Raw genomic sequence first — 18,218 nt, forward strand, 5'->3', positions numbered from 1 at the left:
TTTATCTCTAATTACATCATGAGTTCTGAAAACCAACCTACAAATCCGACAAACGAAGATAGAATTCTCCGTGTTCGGATCGAAGAAGAAATGGAGCAATCTTATATTGATTATGCCATGAGTGTTATCGCTGGAAGGGCACTTCCCGATGTTCGGGATGGACTCAAACCTGTCCACAGGCGAATTCTATATGCCATGCATCAAATAGGAGTCACAAGCAGCTCTAGTCCTCGAAAAGCATCTTCCATCGTTGGCCAAACCATGGGGGATTTCCATCCCCATGGCGATTCTGCAATTTACGATGCTCTCGTCCGCATGGCGCAACCATTCTCCATGCGATATCCTCTCATAGAAGGCCAAGGGAATTTTGGATCTGTTGACGGTGATCACGCTGCAGCAATGCGGTATACCGAAGCCCGAATGGAAAAAATAACTGAAGAATATCTTTCAGATATTGACCGCGACACTGTCGATTTCCAACCAAACTATGACGATCGCCTATCAGAGCCCACTGTTCTGCCCACTCAAATTCCTGGATTATTATTAAATGGGTCTTCTGGAATTGCTGTCGGGATGAGTACTAACATTCCTCCACATAATCTCGGAGAATTAATTGACGCAACCGTTCACATAATTGACCAACCCGATTGCGATGTCACCGATCTTATAGATTTACCCGATAACCCTGGACCTGTTGTTGGACCTGATTTTCCAACTGGAGGTGCAATAGTTGGTAGGGAAGGGATTCACGATGCCTATACCACTGGCCGTGGACGCATCAGAATCCGAGCTAGTTATGAAGTCGAGCCATCTGACAGCGGCGATAAAATAGTTATAACTGAGATTCCCTATCAAGTAAACAAATCTAGAATGGTAACTCACATAGCCAATCTAGCCAATGATGGTGTCATCGAAGGCATTACCGATCTGCGTGATGAATCCAATAGAGATGGTATACGAGTCGTAGTTGAATTATCTAGGTCAGCAAATACTGATGTCGTCCAAAACCAACTTCTTGGCAGGGTTTTTGAAACATCATTTGGAGTGATCAATCTAGCTTTGGTCGATGGCCAACCCCAAATCTTGAATCTGAAAGAATCTCTATGCTATTTCATTGACCACAGAAAGGAAGTCGTCACTAGACGATCTGAATTTGATCTCTATGAATCCGAGGAGCGGGCACATATCCTCGAAGGCAGATTAATCGCACTCGAAAGGATCGATGACGTCGTTAATACAATCCGTGGAGCATCGAACCGAACCGACGCAAAACAAGCATTACGTGATCTTTTTGGATTATCCGAAGTTCAATCAGAACATATAGTCCGAATGCAACTTGGTAGCCTCACTCAGATGGAATCTGTTGAAATTCAGTCAGAACATGCCAATTTACTCGACCAAATTAAACGGCTAGAAACTATTCTTTCAGATGAATCTGAACTCTTAAAAGTAATCAAAGAAGAGCTCCTTAAAATCCGTGAAAAATATTCTAGCGAGAGGCGAACTGAAATAGTACCAGACACTGGAAAGGTCAGTAGGGATGACCTCATACCTCAAGAAAATGTGGTTATAGTGGTCACCGAATCCGACTATATTAAAAGAATGCCCATCTCCACTTTCAAAGCCCAACACCGCGGCGGGAAAGGCATCATTGGAACTGCACTTAGGGATAAAGACCAAGTCGCAACTGTATTCTTTGCCAACACCCACGATTATCTCCTTTGTTTCACCAATTTAGGGCGTGTATATCGATTAAAAGTATACGATGTACCTACTAAAAGTAGAACGGCCCGGGGTGTATCCGCCGTAAATGTTTTGAAGCTAGGCGATGGCGAAGAAATAGCTGCAGTTGTAGCCACCACTGACTTTGAACCGGGCGAATATTTTACAATGATAACCCGAGATGGATACATAAAAAGAACCTCTGTTGAATCTTTCCAAAACATCCGTACTGTTGGTATCGTGGCAACCAAATTAGAGGACGGAGACGAATTAGTAGATGTGGTTCTTACAAATGGTACTCAGGAACTAGTCATCTCCACTAATAATGGAAAAAGCATTAGATTCGCCGACACGCAGGTTAGGTCCATGGGACGTTCTGCCCGCGGAGTACGCGCAATCCGACTAAATAGTGGAGATTCTGTCGCGGGTGTGGCAGCTGTCGGAGAATCTTCAAGTTGGATTTTAACTCTAACTGAACATGGATATGGGAAGCGATCCCTACTTGATGCATATCGCATCCAATCGAGAAATGGAAAAGGTGTCATCGATATCAAAACTGTCAAAAGAAATGGAGGTGTTTGCGCAATAAAAACTGTTAGAGAGGGGGATCATCTGATTGCCATCACTGAAAAAGGACAAATAATGAGGACCATCGTCGATGGAATTTCTCTAATTGGAAGAAATACTATGGGGGTTACAATTATGGATGTGGACAAAGGCGACCGACTAGCTAGTGTTGATATAATACCTAGTTCCGGCGTAGGCGACTTCGAAATGGAACCTTCCCCTGACGAAGATGTAGAATCTCCTGTGAATGGATCTGAATCAGAACCTTCTCCTGACGAAGATGTAGAATCTCCTGTGGATGGGTCCACCGATTCTATTGATTAATACCCTCTCCTATTTATATTCAGAACAAACCTTTCTAATACCCTCTTCTAATCCTATCTCGGGAACCCACCCTGTAGCTTCAGATATTTTTGTTGAATCTGCACAAGTGTCATGCACATAAATTGATTCTGGTATTGGATTTTTTATATACTTTGCTTCTATAGCTGTTCCCAATTCCACATTGATCATATCGACAATTTCATTAAAACTAACTGGCCGTCCGGTTCCTACATTATACGCACCCGATATTTTTCTTTCTGCAACCATCTGAGTGGCCCTAGTAATATCATCAATATGTGTGAAATCCCGTGTTTGAGTCCCATCCCCATAAACTTCTGGTTCAATTCCATTAGCCATTTCTTCTGCAAATTGAGCAATGATATTTGCATATTTTCCCTTATGCGATTCGTTACCACCATACCCTTGGTAAACAGAAAAAAAACGCAATCCTGCTATATGAATTCCATACTCATTATGGAAATATTCTGCATACCTCTCCCGAGCCAATTTAGAAGCTTCATAACCTGTATGTGCTTCTACCACCATCGACTCCGATGTAGGTTTTTTTCTACTTCCATATATAGAAGAAGTAGATGCATAAACTACCCTCTCACACCCACTTTCCACTCCTTGCTTTACAGTATTGATGAACCCTTCCACATTCACCCTTGCCCCTTTAATTGGATCTTCTTTGTGCATTTGGTACGATGATAATGCTGCGAGATGGAAAATAATATCAACATCTGCCGGTAGATCTTCATCTAACACGTCGACCCGTCTAAAATCCACCGACTTATCCAAATTATCAGGAGTCCCCAGATATTCATTATCAATCGCAATCACTTCATTTTGAACAGATAATCTATTTGCCAAATTTGATCCAATAAACCCCGCCCCACCCGTGACAAGAATGGTCAAGTCTTTCATACCTACTCCATTATCAATCTCCTTAAACATTAACCTAGCTAATCTCAGTTGGCATTCAGCAAGACCCTTTGTGTGATTATGAAAAACAAATATCCTCAAGTTAGCGTGAATTATCCTGCTAGCACCACATTCGACGAATTCCGCACGACAGTGAATGAAATTGAGAACTTACATTATGATGGCTTAACAGTAGCCGATCAATCTTTACGTAGAAATACATATGCATGGTCTGCATTCGCTGCACATAATACCAATCATATATGGGTTGGTCCCGCAGTAACCAATCCCTTTTCCCGAAATCCCGGGTTAACCGCTGCATCAATAGCAACTATCGATGAAATTTCTAATGGCAGGGCAGTTCTTGGGATTGGACTAGGGGGCCATGGAGTCGGGCCATTTGGTTACGATCAGACAAGATCTATAGGAGCCTGCAAAGATTCAATCATCGCGATAAGGAGTTTACTTTCTGGAGAAAAAACAACAATGATACGCGAAGAATTCGAGCTCCATGACGCATCACTTGAGTTCAACACTCCCCCTTCTCCCATTCCCATTTACGTTGGAGGGCGGGGGCCATCACTTCTATCTCTAGCAGGTAAATTCGCAGATGGGGTTTTTATTGGAGGTGGTTTACTTTCTTCTGAAGGGATGGACTATGCCCGTGATAGAATCTCCATTGGAGCAAAATCCGTCAATAGAGATATAGCCAACCTTGATCTAAGATGTTTTGCTTCACTCTCAATAGCATCAGACGCCGACGTGGCTCTAGATGGAGTGACCCGGCATATTGCAACTCGAGTTTCAAATCAAGCTAATTTAGAAGCCTTACAACGTGGCGGAGCTTCCCAAAAAGAAATAGAACACGTGACAAATCTTGACTTGGATTCTTTAACAACAAAAGAACTCCGCGACGAAGTCCCATTTTCCATCATCGAACAATTCGTACTCTGCGGAACTCCCGAATACTGTTCAGAAAGGTTTCATTCCTTTTTCGAATCTGGAATAACTAATTTTACCATCGTAGCCAGGGTCAACGGTGAAAATGGGAGGTTTAAAAGCCTAAAACTTTTTTCAGATATGGTACTATCTCCCTACTTCTGATAAACCAATCCTTGAGTTTATGTTCTTCCCCTTTCTACATCTCAACCGTGGCTACTTTTTATCTCCCTGTTGAATTAACTAGTGTACAAAAACAAATTCTTACCGCTCTCATCAATCTCTTCTCAGTCTATGACTTTTCTACAACTGACAAATCAATTAAAGGGGAATCAATCGCAAAAGAAACTGGAAAAAATCCTGGTACTATTCGAAATCAGATGCAGAGTCTAAAAGCTCTGCGCTTGGTGGAAGGAGTCCCCGGACCTCATGGGGGGTATAGGCCTACTGCATTTGCATATGAGGCTTTAGACATTTCCCGATTAGATTCCCCTGCAGAAGTTCTTTTTTACCATAACGAAGAAATCTGTTCTGACATATTGCCACTTGAAATTACACTCACTAGTGTGAATCACCCCGATCTCTGCCGAGCAAAAGTCCGTGTTCTTGGCCCAACTCGAAATCTTAAACAATACGATTCAGTCCGAATAGGCCCCACCCCCCTTTCTAAATTAACCATAGACGGAACTATAGAAGCAAAAGACGAAACGCATGGAATTTTAATTTTAGAAATCAAATCTATGTCTGCAGAATCAAAATCCCACACTCTTAATAATTAGTAACAACAACAGTGGACCATGGACGAGCCCATTTCTATTGAAGAGATACTTTTAGACGAAGCACGATCCTTCAATATATTGGGCTATCTAGGTTTCCTTGGATTTTCAGGATTTTTAGGATTCGTTAACACAGATTTTTTCCTCGCATTTGCCTTGTTTTTTCTGTTTCTTTTAGGACGTCTCCCAAAACCCTGTAATAAATTGGGCTATCTAGGTTTCCTTGGATTTTCAGGATTTTTAGGCTTCATTGAACCCAATTTCTTCTTTTTATTTGCCCTTTTATTTCTATTTCTACTAGGGCGATTACCCACTTCTCCAATTTTCCATCCCCCCACTCCATAATCTATAATTTTCTGCGGGACTTCTGAAGTTTGTGGACCATTCCTATATCTTCAATTCTTCACCAAAAAAATATATCTCTGATCAGATAGTCATCCATATAGATATGGATTGTTTCTATGTCTCCTGCGAACGTTTACGCGAACCCGATCTGATTGGTCAACCTGTTATAGTAGGAATGAATTATACTCCCGGCGAATCTAGAGGTGCGGTAGCGACTGCGAGTTACGAGGCCAGGGATTTAGGCATCAAAAGCGCAATGAATATTTCCAAAGCTCTCTCTATCCTCCCTGACAAGGAACTTAATCCTTCATTTGAACCTTCTTGCTACTACCGCACTGCCGACAAAAACTTTTACAGGGAAATTTCCCAAAGTGTAAGAACCGTCCTTGAAGATTTTTCAGATGTCGCCCGACATGTTAGTATAGATGAAGCCTATTTGGATGTAACAAGTAAAACAACTTGGGCTTCTTCATCTAATTTTTCTCAAATTTTGAGAGATGAAATAGAGTCTGTAGTAGGTGTTCCTTCAAGTATTGGCGTTGCCCCCTCTATGAGTATCGCAAAAATGGCTAGTTCGATTGAAAAACCAAAGGGAATCGTAGTTGTCAAACCCGAACAAACCAAAGAATTCCTCTCCAACTTGCCTATAGAAAATCTACCTGGAATTGGGCCAGTCACTGCGAAATCTCTCCATTCCGATGGGATAAAACTCATAGGGGAGTTGGCTACCATTCCCACTGGGGATCTTAAAAATAAATACGGTAATAAGGGGATTTCACTTTCTATACTTTCCCGCGGAGAGGATTCTAAAAAAGTAATTCCCATGGGTCCTAAAAAGAGTATTTCCAGAGAATCTTCATTTAAACACATCACCGTTAATTCCGATGAAAAAAAAGCTTTAATTGAAAAGCTTTCCCAAGATGTTGGCTCAATTGCAACTTCCAATAATGCCCTTTTTCGAACAGTTGGAATTAAAGTAATAGAACCCCCTTATAAAATCCACACCCGTGAAATTTCTTTTGGAACTGCCACAAACGACCCAAATTTAATATCCACTTCTGCCATGGATCTCCTCAAAGATTTCCATGAAATTTCAGTTAGGAAAATGGGAGTAAAGGTTTCCAATTTAAGTTTCCATGGGGTGGAACAAACTAAAATAAATCAGTGGGACTAAACACCAATTCTTCTATTCTATATCCCACTTAATAGATCTTCTATTGATTTCTGTGGATTTTTCGATTTCGCTATACCACTAGCTAATAATATGCCCTCAGCACCCAATTCTATCGCTGCAGAAACATCCTCCCCATTCGATATGCCTGCTCCACATAGAACTGGAATTTTTGGGTTAACTTTTCCTGCAGACTCGACCGCATCCCTGACAATATCCGGGGCAGCTTTGCTTACTGGAATTCCACTTCCGATTAACTCTGGGGGTTCCACTGCAACAAATGTTGGATCCAACGACGTTGCAGCAGCAATTTGGGATGGATTATTTGCACACACAACTGTTTCTAATTTAGCTTCAGACGCTTCCTTTATGCTTTCATCAATTTCTGCAAGTAATAACCTATGTTCTGAATGATTCAACAAACTACCCCTCACTCCTGCCTCAGATAATCCCGCTGAGGTAACTGTTCCTGTTCTAACTTTCTCCCCCTCTTTATCCATATGTTGCGCCCAAGTCTCTACTCCTGTTTCTACCACTTCCTTTAAGTGAATCACCTGAGGTGCAACTGCAATTCTAACGTCCAATTCATTTGAGATAGAATTTGCGGCCTTTGCAATTTCAATCGGATCACACACGTACGTTTTCAGATTGATAAGAATGAACATGGCTCAATTCAACCCCCTAACCAGTTATTCTTTGCGCTTCATTCTGCATCTTCCAATAAGTTAATTTTTAGATGCTTTTCTAATTTCTTCCGAACCTTTTCGGTCGGTAGTACTTCTCCCCTCTCCAATTTCTTGATCAAACTAGCTCTCTCATTGAGATTTTTAGCAAGTTCAACCTGCGATAACCCTTTCTCTTCTCTCCCCTGCCTAATTTTTTCGTTAAATTCTAAGTCTACCTCTTTCATGTGATGGTACCCTTGTCCTTTCTGTTTCTTCAATCCCCCTCTTCTATTAGTTGCTTTCCGTGGTTCAATCTTATATTTTGACCCTGTACTTTGACTTTTTGTATTCCCAATTTCAACGCCAAATCTAGAGCAAGCCTGACAAACCTGTAGTATCGCCCCTTCTATTTTCATGCTTTTTGGTGAAACAACTCCTTTCCCACACATTTCACATTGAACCATGACTACTATTTCTCCGCATTCTTTGTATAAAAACTGAAGCGTTCATCAATTCTTCAATTATTCTTCAATTTTCCATTTCTCTCCACGCTTTACCGAAACGTTGTATAGCAGTCATGTGGCCACCCACTGCGACTAATATCAATAGCCATGTTATTGCATCAAAAGGCCCTATTGTGACTTTTATTGAAATATCTATCAAAACAGCTAAAATGATCAACACAAATCGATCCGCGCGCACTATTAAACCTGTATAATCTCTTGAAAAACCAACCGCCTGGATCTGAGTTCCCACATAGGATGTCATCAGTACTCCTGTCACTGCTATAAAACCAATCAAATATTGCCCCACTCCCGCTGCAAGTCCCCCAATTATCACTATATCTGCATATCGGTCAAATACATGATCTATAAGATCCCCCTTATTTGAATCCTCACCCCTCCTTCGGGCCAATTCCCCATCAAGCAGATCTAAGATCCCACTAACTGCTATCAAAACCACCCCTGCTACATATCCACTTTCTCCTGTATAAAAAGAAAAACCTGCCAAAAATGCTATGATTAATCCCAAAAAACTAATTTGGTTAGGCGTTATTAAACTATTTTCTAGAATATCTACTAGTGGTGAAATTACCTTTTTACTCCAAGGACGCAATCGTTGAAATGTCATCTATTACTTTCATTTCTACTCTTCATTATTTTAATGAATCTATCCGCTTTCCTCAAACATATATTCAATAAAAGAAACCAAACCTACCTCTGGGTCTCTATCTCCTGCTATCGCCGCTTCTATTTCTTGAACAATTACTCTTGGTTCCTTTCCAGTTCCATCTATCTCATATACTCTACTTTCTCCGTGGATTTCCACCGATTCCACTAGTATCACATCAAGAGACTCTGCCTTTACATTCTCCTCAATTGACTTTTCGATGTCAATTTCTTCATTGTATTCTCTCCCTTCCAATCTCTTCTTGAGTTCTATAGGGTGACACCGTAGAACTATCACTTTGTCTACCTCTAACAAATGTGAAATATGGGAATCAATTACTATGTTATCTTTTCCCTCCAAGTGCTTCTCTATTGCTTTAATATCTGCAATCAATGTTTGACGATTCTCATCAAAGCCTTGGTATAATTTTTTTTCTTTTATTATGTCATTCAGATGTAAAATTTCACACCCCTGTGTTATATTTTTGGAACACGTTGTTTTCCCAGTCCCCGGAGTGCCTGTAATTGCTATTCTCATTCTTGCAGGTTGTTTATTTCTTTTACTACCTTCTCTGTCTGTTCTTGATTCCCACACGTTACTCTGATGTATTCTGGCATTCCGAACGAAGTACAATCTCTAACAATGATCCCTTTATTTTTCAATTGTTCAAAACTTTCCGTAGCATTTCCTATCTCCACTAGGACAAAATTTGCATAACTTTTCATAACATTCATATCTAGATTTTTCTCCATGTATTCTCTAGACCATCTCGCCATCTCAATAGATTTACCCAGGTGTTTTTCATCTCTCAACGCCGCACTAGCCGCATAACACGATAGTTCACCAGCTGCAAATGGGGTATTGACCCTGGAGTATTCTTTTGACCCTTCCTCTGGCACTATTGCATATCCTATTCTACAACCAGCCAATCCATATGCCTTTGAAAAAGTACGAATCACTGCTATATTCTGGTATTTTTTACATAACTCAATTGAACTTCTTTTTCCTGAATATTCTCCATACGCCTCATCAACAACTACCAGTGAGTCCTCCCCTACACCTTCTATTATTTTTTCAATCTCCTTGGTGGGGAATATTCCTCCAGTTGGGTTGTTCGGATTAGTCAAATATACTATTTTTTGCCCCTTGTATCCTCTAAATACATTTTCTGCAGAAAGTTCAAATCCTTCTTTTTTTCCAATATCATATTCTTCTACCCCACCGTGATGGAACCTAGAACTCATGCCATAATATGCAAAACCTGGATTTGGAACAAGTACTCGATCTCCAGGTTCTATCATCGCCCTCGATATGTAATCTATCGCACCATCTGCTCCATTAGCAAGCCAAACTTGGCTTTCCCCAATACCCCATTTCTGTGCTATTTTATTTATCAGGTCCTTGGATGCTTCTTTCGGATATCTATTTACTCCCTCTGATTTTTCCTTCAATGTCTTTATCACATTTAAACTAGGCCCTAGTGGATTTTCATTAGATGATAAATTGATGATCTCTGATTCATCCCTCCCAATTTCTATTGCAACCTCCCCGGTACTTTTGCCTGGGGCATATTCCCTGTGCTCTGAAAGGTCGCGCGTTTTCATAAATTAGGTTATGCAAGGAATAGGCTTAAGCCCACCCTCCTAGCTCATTCTGGAATTCGAATGGTATTTTTTAGAGTGGGTATGCCTTCAATGTCCACTTCCACCACATCGCCATCGTTAAGTGGGCCTACTCCTGCAGGAGTCCCTGTAATAATAACATCTCCCTGTTCAAGCGTTATGTATTCTGTAATTTCTGCAATAATCACTGGAATTGAATATATTAATTGATCGATCGATCCTTCTTGGCGAATCTCTCCATTAACCCTGACCACCACTGATGCATTTTCTGGAACATCTTCTTTGTCAACCATTGCTGGACCGAGAGGCAGGGAGCTATCGAACGCTTTCCCCCGGACCCAATTTTGCTCTTGAAATTGATCATCTCGATTGGATAGGTCATTTGCAGCAGTATACCCTGCCACTACATCCATAGCATTTTCTTCAGATACAAACCTACACTGTTGGCCTATCACGATTGCCAATTCACCTTCGTGGTCTATTCTCTCTTTCCCCCCTAAGACTGTAACTGTAGTATTGGGATCTGCTATCGTATTTGGGGTTTTTATAAATAACATCAAACTGTCCGGAACTTCAGAATCCATTTCGGCTGCATGATCTGCATAATTTTTACCCACACAAATTATTTTACTTGGTTCAACTGGAGCTAGTAGGTCTATCTCGTCTAGTTGATAACTAACATTAGAAAATTTAACCAAATTACCTTCTAATATTCCATTCCTTATCGAGCCCGCTGGATCTCTAAATCTAACGTATTGCATGATTCTCACTTGATTTTATTACTTGATATGTATTCCGACCTCACTCAACCTGCATTTTCCAGCTAAGATCCTTAAATATCTGTGGAGTTCTACACATTCACACAATGCAACTTACTTGGCATGGACACTCCACTTGGTACGTGCGTATCAAAGACACCACTTTCTTAATAGATCCCTTTTTCACTAACCCGAAGACTTCTCTGAAGCCTACTGATATAGATCCTCCAGACTACGTTTTACTAACTCATGGTCATGCTGATCATATAGGCGATGTTGGTTCCTTCACTGATAGTACCATCGTGGCTACTCCTGAACTAACTCGTTATATCTCTGATGATTATGGGATCGATTCCACAATTGCGATGAACATTGGTGGCACCATCCAAGTAGGATCTGGCTACGTCACAATGCAAAGGGCAGACCATACAAATGGGTATTCAAACACATACTCTGCTGGAGGTGATATGCCATCAGGATACCTCCTCAGCGACTCTCCTCCACGAGACGCAGCAATGGGAAATGGAGAATCTTTCTACCATGCAGGGGATACTGGATTGTCTGTCGACATGAGGGATGTAATTGGCCATTATTTAAAACCAGACGCAGCAGCGTTGCCCATTGGTGACCACTATACTATGGGCCCATTTCAAGCCGCAATAGCTGCAAATTGGTTGGGTGTTAAATTCGCATTCCCAATGCATTATGATACATTCCCTCCTATACAGCAAGATCCATCCGTCTTCGCTGAGGAAGTACTCTCCATAGGTGGGGATGCACAAGCAGTAATCTTAGAAGCAGACGTCCCCTTCGATCTAACAAAAAATTTACAATCTCTACAATAACCGCCGTTTATAACTTAGATATTATTTCTTCTGCGACATCTACTGTTTTCTTCTTCCCACCAAGATCTGGAGTAGTTTTACCATCAATCAAAGTTTGCTCTGCAGCCAAACGAATTTGTCTTGCTTCCTCCTCGTATCCTATGTATTCAAGCATCATACATGCTGACAGTATAGACGCTATTGGATTGGAGATCCCCCTCCCTGCTATGTCTGGAGCCGTCCCATGAACCGGTTCGAATAGAGCACATTTAGGACCAATGTTCGAACTAGGTAGAAGACCAAGGCCCCCTACCAATCCTGCGGCCAAATCTGATAATATATCTCCTGCCAAATTAGGGCAAACAATCACCTGATAATTTTCTGGGTGCATCACCATCAACATAGCAAGAGCATCCATTATTGCAGATTCTGTTTTCACACCCCTTTTAGACGCAACTGACTCTACAGTTTCTCTAAAGAGTCCATCTGTAATTCTCATCACATTATCTTTGTGGGCAATAGTAAATTTATCCAACCCTTGTGCTTTCACATATTCACAAGAATATTCTGCCAACCTAGTAGAAGCGGTTTTGGTTACCACTCTCGTTAGAGTTGCCATTTCTTCTGATACCCTGGATTCAATCCCTGTGTAAACGCCTTCTGAATTCTCTCGAAGTATTACCAAATCTGTCTTTGGCTGAAGTGCGTTTACACCTGGATATGCCTTTGCGGGTCTCACATTCACAAATGAGTCTATTTCCCTTCTAAGTGGAAGTATCACATCTGCTGCAGATTCACCCGCTGCTCCAAACAGTATGGAGTCTACTTCTTCCACAAGTTCAAGTACTTCTACTGGTAGTGCATTTCCAGTTTGTTTTTTTATCTCATCCCCTGCATTTGAATTAATAAACTCAATTTTTAATCCTAGTGACTCTATCACACTAACCGTAGCTGGAATTACTTCCAATCCTATCCCATCTCCTGGTATTACTAAGATTTTTTTCATTTTATATAGGGTATTCGTCTTGATATCTGTTTAACTTCTTCTGGATTTGATTTCAACAGTGCCGTTGTATCCCATATCCCATCCACAAGAGCTTTCCTATGCGATTTTGGGATACTGACTTGTATATCTTGTTCATTATATCTTATTTCTTGTGCCACAATATCTATATGAATTTCTGTACCTGGATTGGATTCTACCCATTCTTGCAGTATCTCTATCTGTGCAGCTTCCATCTCAACTACTGGTATTCCCAAAGCTAAGCAATTTCCTGCGAAAATCTCGGCAAAACTATGTCCAATTATTGCTTCAATTCCCCATCTCATTAAAGCCTGAGGTGCATGCTCTCTAGATGAACCACACCCAAAGTTAGAATTGACCACTAATATGGATGCATCTTGATACTCCTTGTCATTAAATGGATGTTCCAGTTCTCGGCCCTCTCCATCGAACCTTAAATCTCTAAATGAAAATTCCCCCAACCCGTCAAATGTTATTGCCTTGAGGTATCTAGCTGGAATAATCTGATCTGTATCAATATCACTACCTCTTATGGATATTCCTTTCCCACTGGCAGATTTTATTGCAGGAGCGCCCATTCTTATATCCTCCTCACATCTGTAACTTCACCCTTTATAGCCGCAGCAGCAACCATTGCAGGACTCATCAATATAGTTCGACCATCTTTCGATCCCTGCCTGCCAATGAAGTTCCTATTCGAAGAAGATGCACAGGCCTCATCTTCAATCAATTGATCTTCATTCATGGCCAAGCACATAGAACATCCTGCCAATCTCCAGTCAAAACCAGATTCTACAAAAATTTTATCTAGTCCTTCCTCTTCCGCTGCTAACTTCACTCGTTGACTCCCTGGAACTACCAAAGCCCGAACATTCGAAGCTACGGTTTTCCCTTCGACGATTTTACATGCTTCTCGAAGATCTGACAGTCTAGAGTTGGTACAAGATCCAATAAAAGCAACGTCAATTTTATATCCTTCCATTTTATCCCCTGGTGTAACACGCATATGATTTTGAGCCCTAGTAGCACTCTCACGTTTTGATTCTTCCAGTGACTTTGGATCTGGGATTTTTTCTGATATACCAATACCTTGGCCGGGAGTGGTTCCCCATGTCACCATTGGTTCTATTTTGTTACAATCAATTTCAAAAACATCATCATATTTTGCATCTTCCTCTGACTTGATAGATTCCCAGTATGGTAATAACTCTTCAAATTTGTCTGGATCCTTTTCAAATGTATCTGTGTTCTTAAGCCACTCATATGTGGTCTCGTCCGGATTTATATACCCTGCCCTTGCGCCCCCTTCAATTGACATATTGCATATTGACATTCTACCTTCCATACTTAATTTTGACACCGCAGGGCCTCCATATTCATACACGTGACCTACTCCACCATCTGTGCCCAAATGCCGAATTATTGTTAGGATTATATCCTTGGCAGTGACGTATTCTCCCAATTCTCCTTTGACCTCTATTTTTCGAACCTTCTGACGACCTAGAGCCATTGTTTGTGTGGCTAGTACATCTCTAATCTGAGTTGTCCCAATCCCAAAAGCAAGGGATCCAAAAGCCCCATGAGTAGAAGTATGGGAGTCCCCACATACAATAGTCATCCCTGGTTGGGTTAATCCCCGCTCTGGTCCAACGACATGGACAATACCCTGATCCCCACTATCTGGACCTGCAAATTTAATATTTGCCTCTAGCGTATTAGATTCCAATTCCGCCATCATCCGTTCTGCCTGATCATCTTTAAATGGTCTCGATTGATCCTTTGTAGGTATTATGTGGTCCACTGTCGCATGTGTTAGTTCAGGGTATGCAACTTCCATTCTCTTCTCCCTTATCATGCCAAATGCCTGTGGACTAGTAACTTCGTGTATCAGGTGCAATCCCACAAATAGTTGATCCTGCCCATTAGGCAATTCTCTCACTTTGTGGCCATCCCACACTTTATCGTATAATGTACCTTCACTCATTTTCTTCTGACCACGAAAAGAGCGAGCGTAGATTCACTCCCACCTCCTCTATTTGATGATTTTGTTCTTCTAACCTAATCTGGTTGTATTTCGGCCTTCCTGCTTTATCTTCTGCAATCCACTCTTTGGCAAATGTTCCATCTTGAATTTCTTTTAGTACTACTGCCATATTCTCTTTCACACGCTCGTCAACAACTCTAGGCCCTCTTGTTAAACCACCATATTCTGCCGTGTCCGAAACATCAGTCCACATCTTCATCAAACCACCTTCATATATCAAATCTACAATTAATTTTAACTCATTAAGACATTCAAAATATGCCATCTCGGGGGAATATCCATTTTCTACTAGTGTCTCAAAACTCATCCTCATAAGACTAGTCACCCCTCCGCATAATATAACTTGCTCTCCAAATAAATCCGATTCCACTTCTTCTTGGAACGACGTTTCAACCACTCCCGCCCTGGCACATCCAATACCTTCTGCATACGCTAAAGCTACTTCTTTTGCCTCCCCTGTATAATCTTGATATATTGCCAAAAGTGCAGGAGTACCTTGATCTTTCACGTAATTCCTCCTAACAAGATTACCTGGACTCTTGGGTGCAATCATCGACACATCAATATTACTTGGAGGTTCCACCTGACTATAATGAATATTAAACCCATGGGCGAACATCAACGTATTCCCCTCTTCTATTGCTGACTCTATTTCTTTATAAACTGACGAAGCAGCAGTATCCGGAACTAGCATCATAATTATGTCTGCTTCTTTCGTAGCCTCAATGGGGGTTGCAACGTTTAATCCATCATTTTTAACTGTTTCCCATGAAGACGAACTTTCTCTCAGGCCCACTATCACCTTCACACCACTATCATGAAGATTACGTGCATGTGCATGCCCTTGGCTCCCATATCCTATTACTGCCACAGTTTTATCATCTATATGTGCTCTGTCCGCGTCTTTTTCGTAGTATACGTTTGTAGTGAATTTTTTGTTAGTCATGTTGTTTTCTTAGAACCTTTTTCTAGTGCTACTGTTCCTGTACGTGCAACCTCTTCGATCCCGAACTCATCAAACATTTCGATCATGCCGTCAATATCCATTTGGCCCCCTCTAACTTCAATTGTCACCATACCTTCGCTAATATCCAAGATCTCTACTCCCTCCTTATCTGTCTGTTTCTTAAGTTCTTCAAGTGAACTTCCTTGTTCAAAGTGGTTTCTAATCTTTATCAAACAAAGCTCCCTTTCTATCGCATCTTCTGATAATTCTTTCACCGAAATAACTGGAAGTAACTTTGCCAATTGCCTTTTCACTTGAATTATGCCGGTATCATTTTCATCAACCACTAGTGTAATCCTAGCACTATTTTCATCCTCTGTAGGCCCTACTGTTAGGCTTTCAATATTAAATTGACGACGTGAAAACAACCCCGAAACTTTAGCTAGAACTCCAGGCTCGTGCTTAACTAACGCTGAAAATGTTGCTAGTCTATTCTGAAGCTCCCCCGAACTGCCAGGATCAATTCGTATCCCCTGTGGATTCCTCCGCTCATTTGGATGTGGCCTATCACTAGGACCTGGCCCCTTGAGACCTTTTGATTTTTCACCCATTTTATAGTTCCTCCAAATGCTCTTCTGTCAGTGCAAACAAACCATTCGCCCCACCGCTAGGGACCATGGGGAATACATTTTCTGCAGGATCTATCCTAGCGTCAATAACCGAAGGCCCCTTGTATTCTATTGCCTCTCTTATAATTGATTCTACGTCCTCTACATTTTCCAAAAGGAATCCTTTCGCCCCGAACGCATCTGCAATTTTTGAGAAATCTGGGACCCATGGATATTCCGAAGCCATTCTTCTATGGCCGTAAAATGCATCTTGCCATTGTCTCACCATCCCTATCCCGGCGTTATTTAGAACTACCACTGTAATGTCCAATTCCTCTCGAACAGCAACAGAAAGTTCCTGTAATGTCATTAGGAACGACCCGTCCCCATCTATGCACACAACCTTTTGGTCGTCACTCGCAGCAAAACGTGCGCCTATCGCTGCTGGAAGTCCGTACCCCATCGTACCCAAACCATGGGAAGAAACCCATGTTCTCGGCTCTTTATACGTCCAATATAACATTGCCCACATCTGATGCTGTCCAACACCAGTTGTGACAATAGTATTACTTTCAGTTGCTTCACAAAGTTGCTCTATTATATACTGGGGCCGTGGCTTTCCATTACTCTCACGTTCTCCATATTCTATGGAATATTCTTGTTTCCAAGTTTTAATTTGTTCCAACCATCCCTCTGCACCCGGTTTTACCTGCATCACTTTATGCAATTGGCCAAGCACGGTTGCGGCATCCCCAACTAACTCGTAATCTGCATGGATGTTTTTTGATATTTCTGCAGGATCTATATCTATGTGAATAATCTCTGCGGTCGGGGCGAACGTATCTACACCGCCTGTCAAACGATCATCAAATCTGGTTCCTACTGCAAGCATAACATCACAATGAGTCAGCGCCATATTGGCATATCCTGTACCGTGCATCCCCGCTGGTTTGAGGGATAGTTCATGATCTTCTGGGAATGCCCCGATACCTGGCATTGTCGTAACCACTGGTATTTCAAATTCTGTAGCGAATTTATAAAGTTGCTCACAAGCACTCCCCTTAATGACACCTCCTCCCGCAAGGATTACAGGTTTTTTAGCATCAATAAGGGCAGTTGCTGCCAATTCGATCACTTTTACATCTGCCCCCTCTGGAATCTCAACATGGCCTGGCAATTTCGGTGGTTTGTATTTCCAGTTAGAAACTTCTCCTAGAGTGACATCCTTTGGTAAATCCACTAAAGTCGGACCTTGCCTCCCTTCTCTAGCCAATAAAAACGCCAGAGAAACAAGATCACCCACTGTTTCTGATTCCGTTGCAAAGAAATTGGCCTTTGTAACTGGATTCGATACTCCTATCGTATCGCATTCTTGGAATGCATCATTTCCTACAAAGTTAGTTGGGACTTGCCCTGTTAAAGCCAATACAGGAACTGAGTCCATATTTGCATCAGCCAAACCCGTAACAAGATTGGTCGCACCGGGACCAGAGGTGGCTATACACACACCAGGCTGTCCCGAAACTATTCCATATGCATCAGCGGCGTGAGCCGCTCCCTGTTCATGCCCCATCGTAATATGTTCTAATTTTGAATCGTATAATGCATCATACACTGGCATTATGGCCCCTCCTTGGACCCCAAAAATCACCCTTACTCCTGCCTCCTCAAGGGAAGCGACAACTGCTTGTGCACCCGTTTTTGGATTGGATTTTTCTGCTGTGTTTTCTTGATCTGCGTTCGTTGATTTACTCATATTGGTTATTTTTTTTATACCGGTTTTTGTTTG

General features: G+C 41.5%; 19 protein-coding genes. 6 read left to right on the forward strand and 13 right to left on the reverse strand.

Features of this window, described 5'->3' with window-relative positions; all coding sequences use genetic code 11:
• Positions 1 to 18: 18 nt before the first annotated feature.
• Positions 19 to 2,613 carry a DNA gyrase subunit A gene (gyrA, locus tag ACM9H2_RS03910; protein WP_415488434.1) on the forward strand — a complete coding sequence of 865 codons (2,595 nt, stop codon included), beginning with the start codon at positions 19 to 21 and terminating at the stop codon, positions 2,611 to 2,613.
• Positions 2,614 to 2,622: 9 nt separating this feature from the next.
• Here the strand turns inward: gyrA and ACM9H2_RS03915 are convergent, their stop codons facing one another.
• A complete protein-coding gene (locus ACM9H2_RS03915; RefSeq protein ID WP_415488436.1) occupies positions 2,623 to 3,540 on the reverse strand; it encodes an NAD-dependent epimerase/dehydratase family protein in 918 nt (305 codons plus the stop codon).
• A gap of 78 nt (positions 3,541 to 3,618) precedes the next feature.
• On the opposite strand from ACM9H2_RS03915, the gene ACM9H2_RS03920 reads away from it, so the two are divergent.
• From ACM9H2_RS03920 to ACM9H2_RS03935, 4 genes are all read left to right on the forward strand, one after another.
• Positions 3,619 to 4,641, forward strand: a complete 1,023-nt coding sequence (locus tag ACM9H2_RS03920) for an LLM class flavin-dependent oxidoreductase (protein WP_415488438.1) — start codon at positions 3,619 to 3,621, stop codon at positions 4,639 to 4,641.
• Positions 4,642 to 4,688: 47 nt separating this feature from the next.
• Positions 4,689 to 5,255: a TrmB family transcriptional regulator gene (locus ACM9H2_RS03925; RefSeq protein ID WP_415488440.1), complete on the forward strand. Its 567-nt coding sequence runs from the start codon at positions 4,689 to 4,691 to the stop codon at positions 5,253 to 5,255.
• Positions 5,256 to 5,273: 18 nt separating this feature from the next.
• The gene (locus ACM9H2_RS03930; RefSeq protein ID WP_415488442.1) at positions 5,274 to 5,597 is read left to right on the forward strand and encodes a hypothetical protein; all 324 of its coding nucleotides are present in this window, start codon (positions 5,274 to 5,276) and stop codon (positions 5,595 to 5,597) included.
• Positions 5,598 to 5,700: 103 nt separating this feature from the next.
• A complete protein-coding gene (locus ACM9H2_RS03935) occupies positions 5,701 to 6,771 on the forward strand; it encodes a DNA polymerase Y family protein (RefSeq protein ID WP_415488444.1) in 1,071 nt (356 codons plus the stop codon).
• Positions 6,772 to 6,788: 17 nt separating this feature from the next.
• On the opposite strand, the gene tpiA is transcribed toward ACM9H2_RS03935, so the two are convergent.
• The 6 genes from tpiA to ACM9H2_RS03965 form a co-directional block, all read right to left on the reverse strand.
• Positions 6,789 to 7,433: a triose-phosphate isomerase gene (tpiA, locus tag ACM9H2_RS03940; protein WP_415488446.1), complete on the reverse strand. Its 645-nt coding sequence runs from the start codon at positions 7,431 to 7,433 to the stop codon at positions 6,789 to 6,791.
• A gap of 38 nt (positions 7,434 to 7,471) precedes the next feature.
• On the reverse strand, positions 7,472 to 7,897 hold the full coding sequence (locus ACM9H2_RS03945) for a multiprotein bridging factor aMBF1 (RefSeq protein ID WP_415488448.1): 426 nt from the start codon (positions 7,895 to 7,897) through the stop codon (positions 7,472 to 7,474).
• 64 nt (positions 7,898 to 7,961) lie between these two features.
• Complete coding sequence (locus ACM9H2_RS03950) at positions 7,962 to 8,564, reverse strand: CDP-alcohol phosphatidyltransferase family protein (RefSeq protein WP_415488450.1); 603 nt, start codon at positions 8,562 to 8,564, stop codon at positions 7,962 to 7,964.
• Positions 8,565 to 8,603: 39 nt separating this feature from the next.
• On the reverse strand, positions 8,604 to 9,140 hold the full coding sequence (locus ACM9H2_RS03955) for an adenylate kinase family protein (RefSeq protein ID WP_415488452.1): 537 nt from the start codon (positions 9,138 to 9,140) through the stop codon (positions 8,604 to 8,606).
• Positions 9,137 to 10,207: a histidinol-phosphate transaminase gene (gene hisC, locus ACM9H2_RS03960; RefSeq protein ID WP_415488454.1), complete on the reverse strand. Its 1,071-nt coding sequence runs from the start codon at positions 10,205 to 10,207 to the stop codon at positions 9,137 to 9,139. Before hisC ends, ACM9H2_RS03955 begins: the two co-directional genes overlap by 4 nt.
• 44 nt (positions 10,208 to 10,251) lie before the next feature.
• Positions 10,252 to 10,986, reverse strand: coding sequence for a fumarylacetoacetate hydrolase family protein (locus ACM9H2_RS03965; protein ID WP_415488456.1), 735 nt, complete (start codon positions 10,984 to 10,986; stop codon positions 10,252 to 10,254).
• 104 nt (positions 10,987 to 11,090) lie between these two features.
• On the opposite strand from ACM9H2_RS03965, the gene ACM9H2_RS03970 reads away from it, so the two are divergent.
• Positions 11,091 to 11,828, forward strand: coding sequence for a metal-dependent hydrolase (locus ACM9H2_RS03970; RefSeq protein ID WP_415488458.1), 738 nt, complete (start codon positions 11,091 to 11,093; stop codon positions 11,826 to 11,828).
• Between the two features lie 7 nt (positions 11,829 to 11,835).
• Here the strand turns inward: ACM9H2_RS03970 and ACM9H2_RS03975 are convergent, their stop codons facing one another.
• From ACM9H2_RS03975 to ilvB, 6 genes are read right to left on the reverse strand one after another with little or no spacing between them, the layout of a single operon-like run.
• Positions 11,836 to 12,813: an isocitrate/isopropylmalate family dehydrogenase gene (locus ACM9H2_RS03975; RefSeq protein ID WP_415488460.1), complete on the reverse strand. Its 978-nt coding sequence runs from the start codon at positions 12,811 to 12,813 to the stop codon at positions 11,836 to 11,838.
• The gene (leuD, locus tag ACM9H2_RS03980; RefSeq protein ID WP_415488462.1) at positions 12,810 to 13,409 is read right to left on the reverse strand and encodes a 3-isopropylmalate dehydratase small subunit; all 600 of its coding nucleotides are present in this window, start codon (positions 13,407 to 13,409) and stop codon (positions 12,810 to 12,812) included. Before leuD ends, ACM9H2_RS03975 begins: the two co-directional genes overlap by 4 nt.
• A 2-nt stretch (positions 13,410 to 13,411) precedes the next feature.
• Entirely contained in the window at positions 13,412 to 14,815 is a 1,404-nt protein-coding gene (gene leuC / locus ACM9H2_RS03985) for a 3-isopropylmalate dehydratase large subunit (protein WP_415488464.1), read from the reverse strand.
• Positions 14,808 to 15,821: a ketol-acid reductoisomerase gene (gene ilvC, locus ACM9H2_RS03990; protein WP_415488466.1), complete on the reverse strand. Its 1,014-nt coding sequence runs from the start codon at positions 15,819 to 15,821 to the stop codon at positions 14,808 to 14,810. The genes leuC and ilvC overlap by 8 nt, the downstream gene beginning before the upstream one ends.
• Positions 15,818 to 16,432, reverse strand: a complete 615-nt coding sequence (gene ilvN, locus ACM9H2_RS03995) for an acetolactate synthase small subunit (protein WP_415488468.1) — start codon at positions 16,430 to 16,432, stop codon at positions 15,818 to 15,820. Before ilvN ends, ilvC begins: the two co-directional genes overlap by 4 nt.
• Position 16,433: 1 nt before the next feature.
• Positions 16,434 to 18,185, reverse strand: a complete 1,752-nt coding sequence (ilvB, locus tag ACM9H2_RS04000) for a biosynthetic-type acetolactate synthase large subunit (protein ID WP_415488470.1) — start codon at positions 18,183 to 18,185, stop codon at positions 16,434 to 16,436.
• Positions 18,186 to 18,218: the final 33 nt, after the last annotated feature.

This window comes from Candidatus Hikarchaeum yamanae (genome assembly GCF_009889665.1).
Lineage (GTDB): Archaea > Halobacteriota > Halobacteria > Halobacteriales > Hikarchaeaceae > Hikarchaeum > Hikarchaeum yamanae.

Coding starts and splice junctions, on each gene's coding strand:
- ACM9H2_RS03950 (WP_415488450.1), bottom strand. CDS start 8,564: ATGACATTTCAACGATTGCGTCCTTGGAGTAAAAAGGTAATTTCACCA.
- gyrA (WP_415488434.1), top strand. CDS start 19: ATGAGTTCTGAAAACCAACCTACAAATCCGACAAACGAAGATAGAATT.
- hisC (WP_415488454.1), bottom strand. CDS start 10,207: ATGAAAACGCGCGACCTTTCAGAGCACAGGGAATATGCCCCAGGCAAA.
- ilvN (WP_415488468.1), bottom strand. CDS start 16,432: ATGGGTGAAAAATCAAAAGGTCTCAAGGGGCCAGGTCCTAGTGATAGG.
- ACM9H2_RS03920 (WP_415488438.1), top strand. CDS start 3,619: ATGAAAAACAAATATCCTCAAGTTAGCGTGAATTATCCTGCTAGCACC.
- ACM9H2_RS03970 (WP_415488458.1), top strand. CDS start 11,091: ATGCAACTTACTTGGCATGGACACTCCACTTGGTACGTGCGTATCAAA.
- ACM9H2_RS03915 (WP_415488436.1), bottom strand. CDS start 3,540: ATGAAAGACTTGACCATTCTTGTCACGGGTGGGGCGGGGTTTATTGGA.
- ilvB (WP_415488470.1), bottom strand. CDS start 18,185: ATGAGTAAATCAACGAACGCAGATCAAGAAAACACAGCAGAAAAATCC.
- ilvC (WP_415488466.1), bottom strand. CDS start 15,821: ATGACTAACAAAAAATTCACTACAAACGTATACTACGAAAAAGACGCG.
- tpiA (WP_415488446.1), bottom strand. CDS start 7,433: ATGTTCATTCTTATCAATCTGAAAACGTACGTGTGTGATCCGATTGAA.
- ACM9H2_RS03930 (WP_415488442.1), top strand. CDS start 5,274: ATGGACGAGCCCATTTCTATTGAAGAGATACTTTTAGACGAAGCACGA.
- ACM9H2_RS03945 (WP_415488448.1), bottom strand. CDS start 7,897: ATGGTTCAATGTGAAATGTGTGGGAAAGGAGTTGTTTCACCAAAAAGC.
- leuD (WP_415488462.1), bottom strand. CDS start 13,409: ATGGGCGCTCCTGCAATAAAATCTGCCAGTGGGAAAGGAATATCCATA.
- leuC (WP_415488464.1), bottom strand. CDS start 14,815: ATGAGTGAAGGTACATTATACGATAAAGTGTGGGATGGCCACAAAGTG.
- ACM9H2_RS03975 (WP_415488460.1), bottom strand. CDS start 12,813: ATGAAAAAAATCTTAGTAATACCAGGAGATGGGATAGGATTGGAAGTA.
- ACM9H2_RS03955 (WP_415488452.1), bottom strand. CDS start 9,140: ATGAGAATAGCAATTACAGGCACTCCGGGGACTGGGAAAACAACGTGT.
- ACM9H2_RS03965 (WP_415488456.1), bottom strand. CDS start 10,986: ATGCAATACGTTAGATTTAGAGATCCAGCGGGCTCGATAAGGAATGGA.
- ACM9H2_RS03935 (WP_415488444.1), top strand. CDS start 5,701: ATGGATTGTTTCTATGTCTCCTGCGAACGTTTACGCGAACCCGATCTG.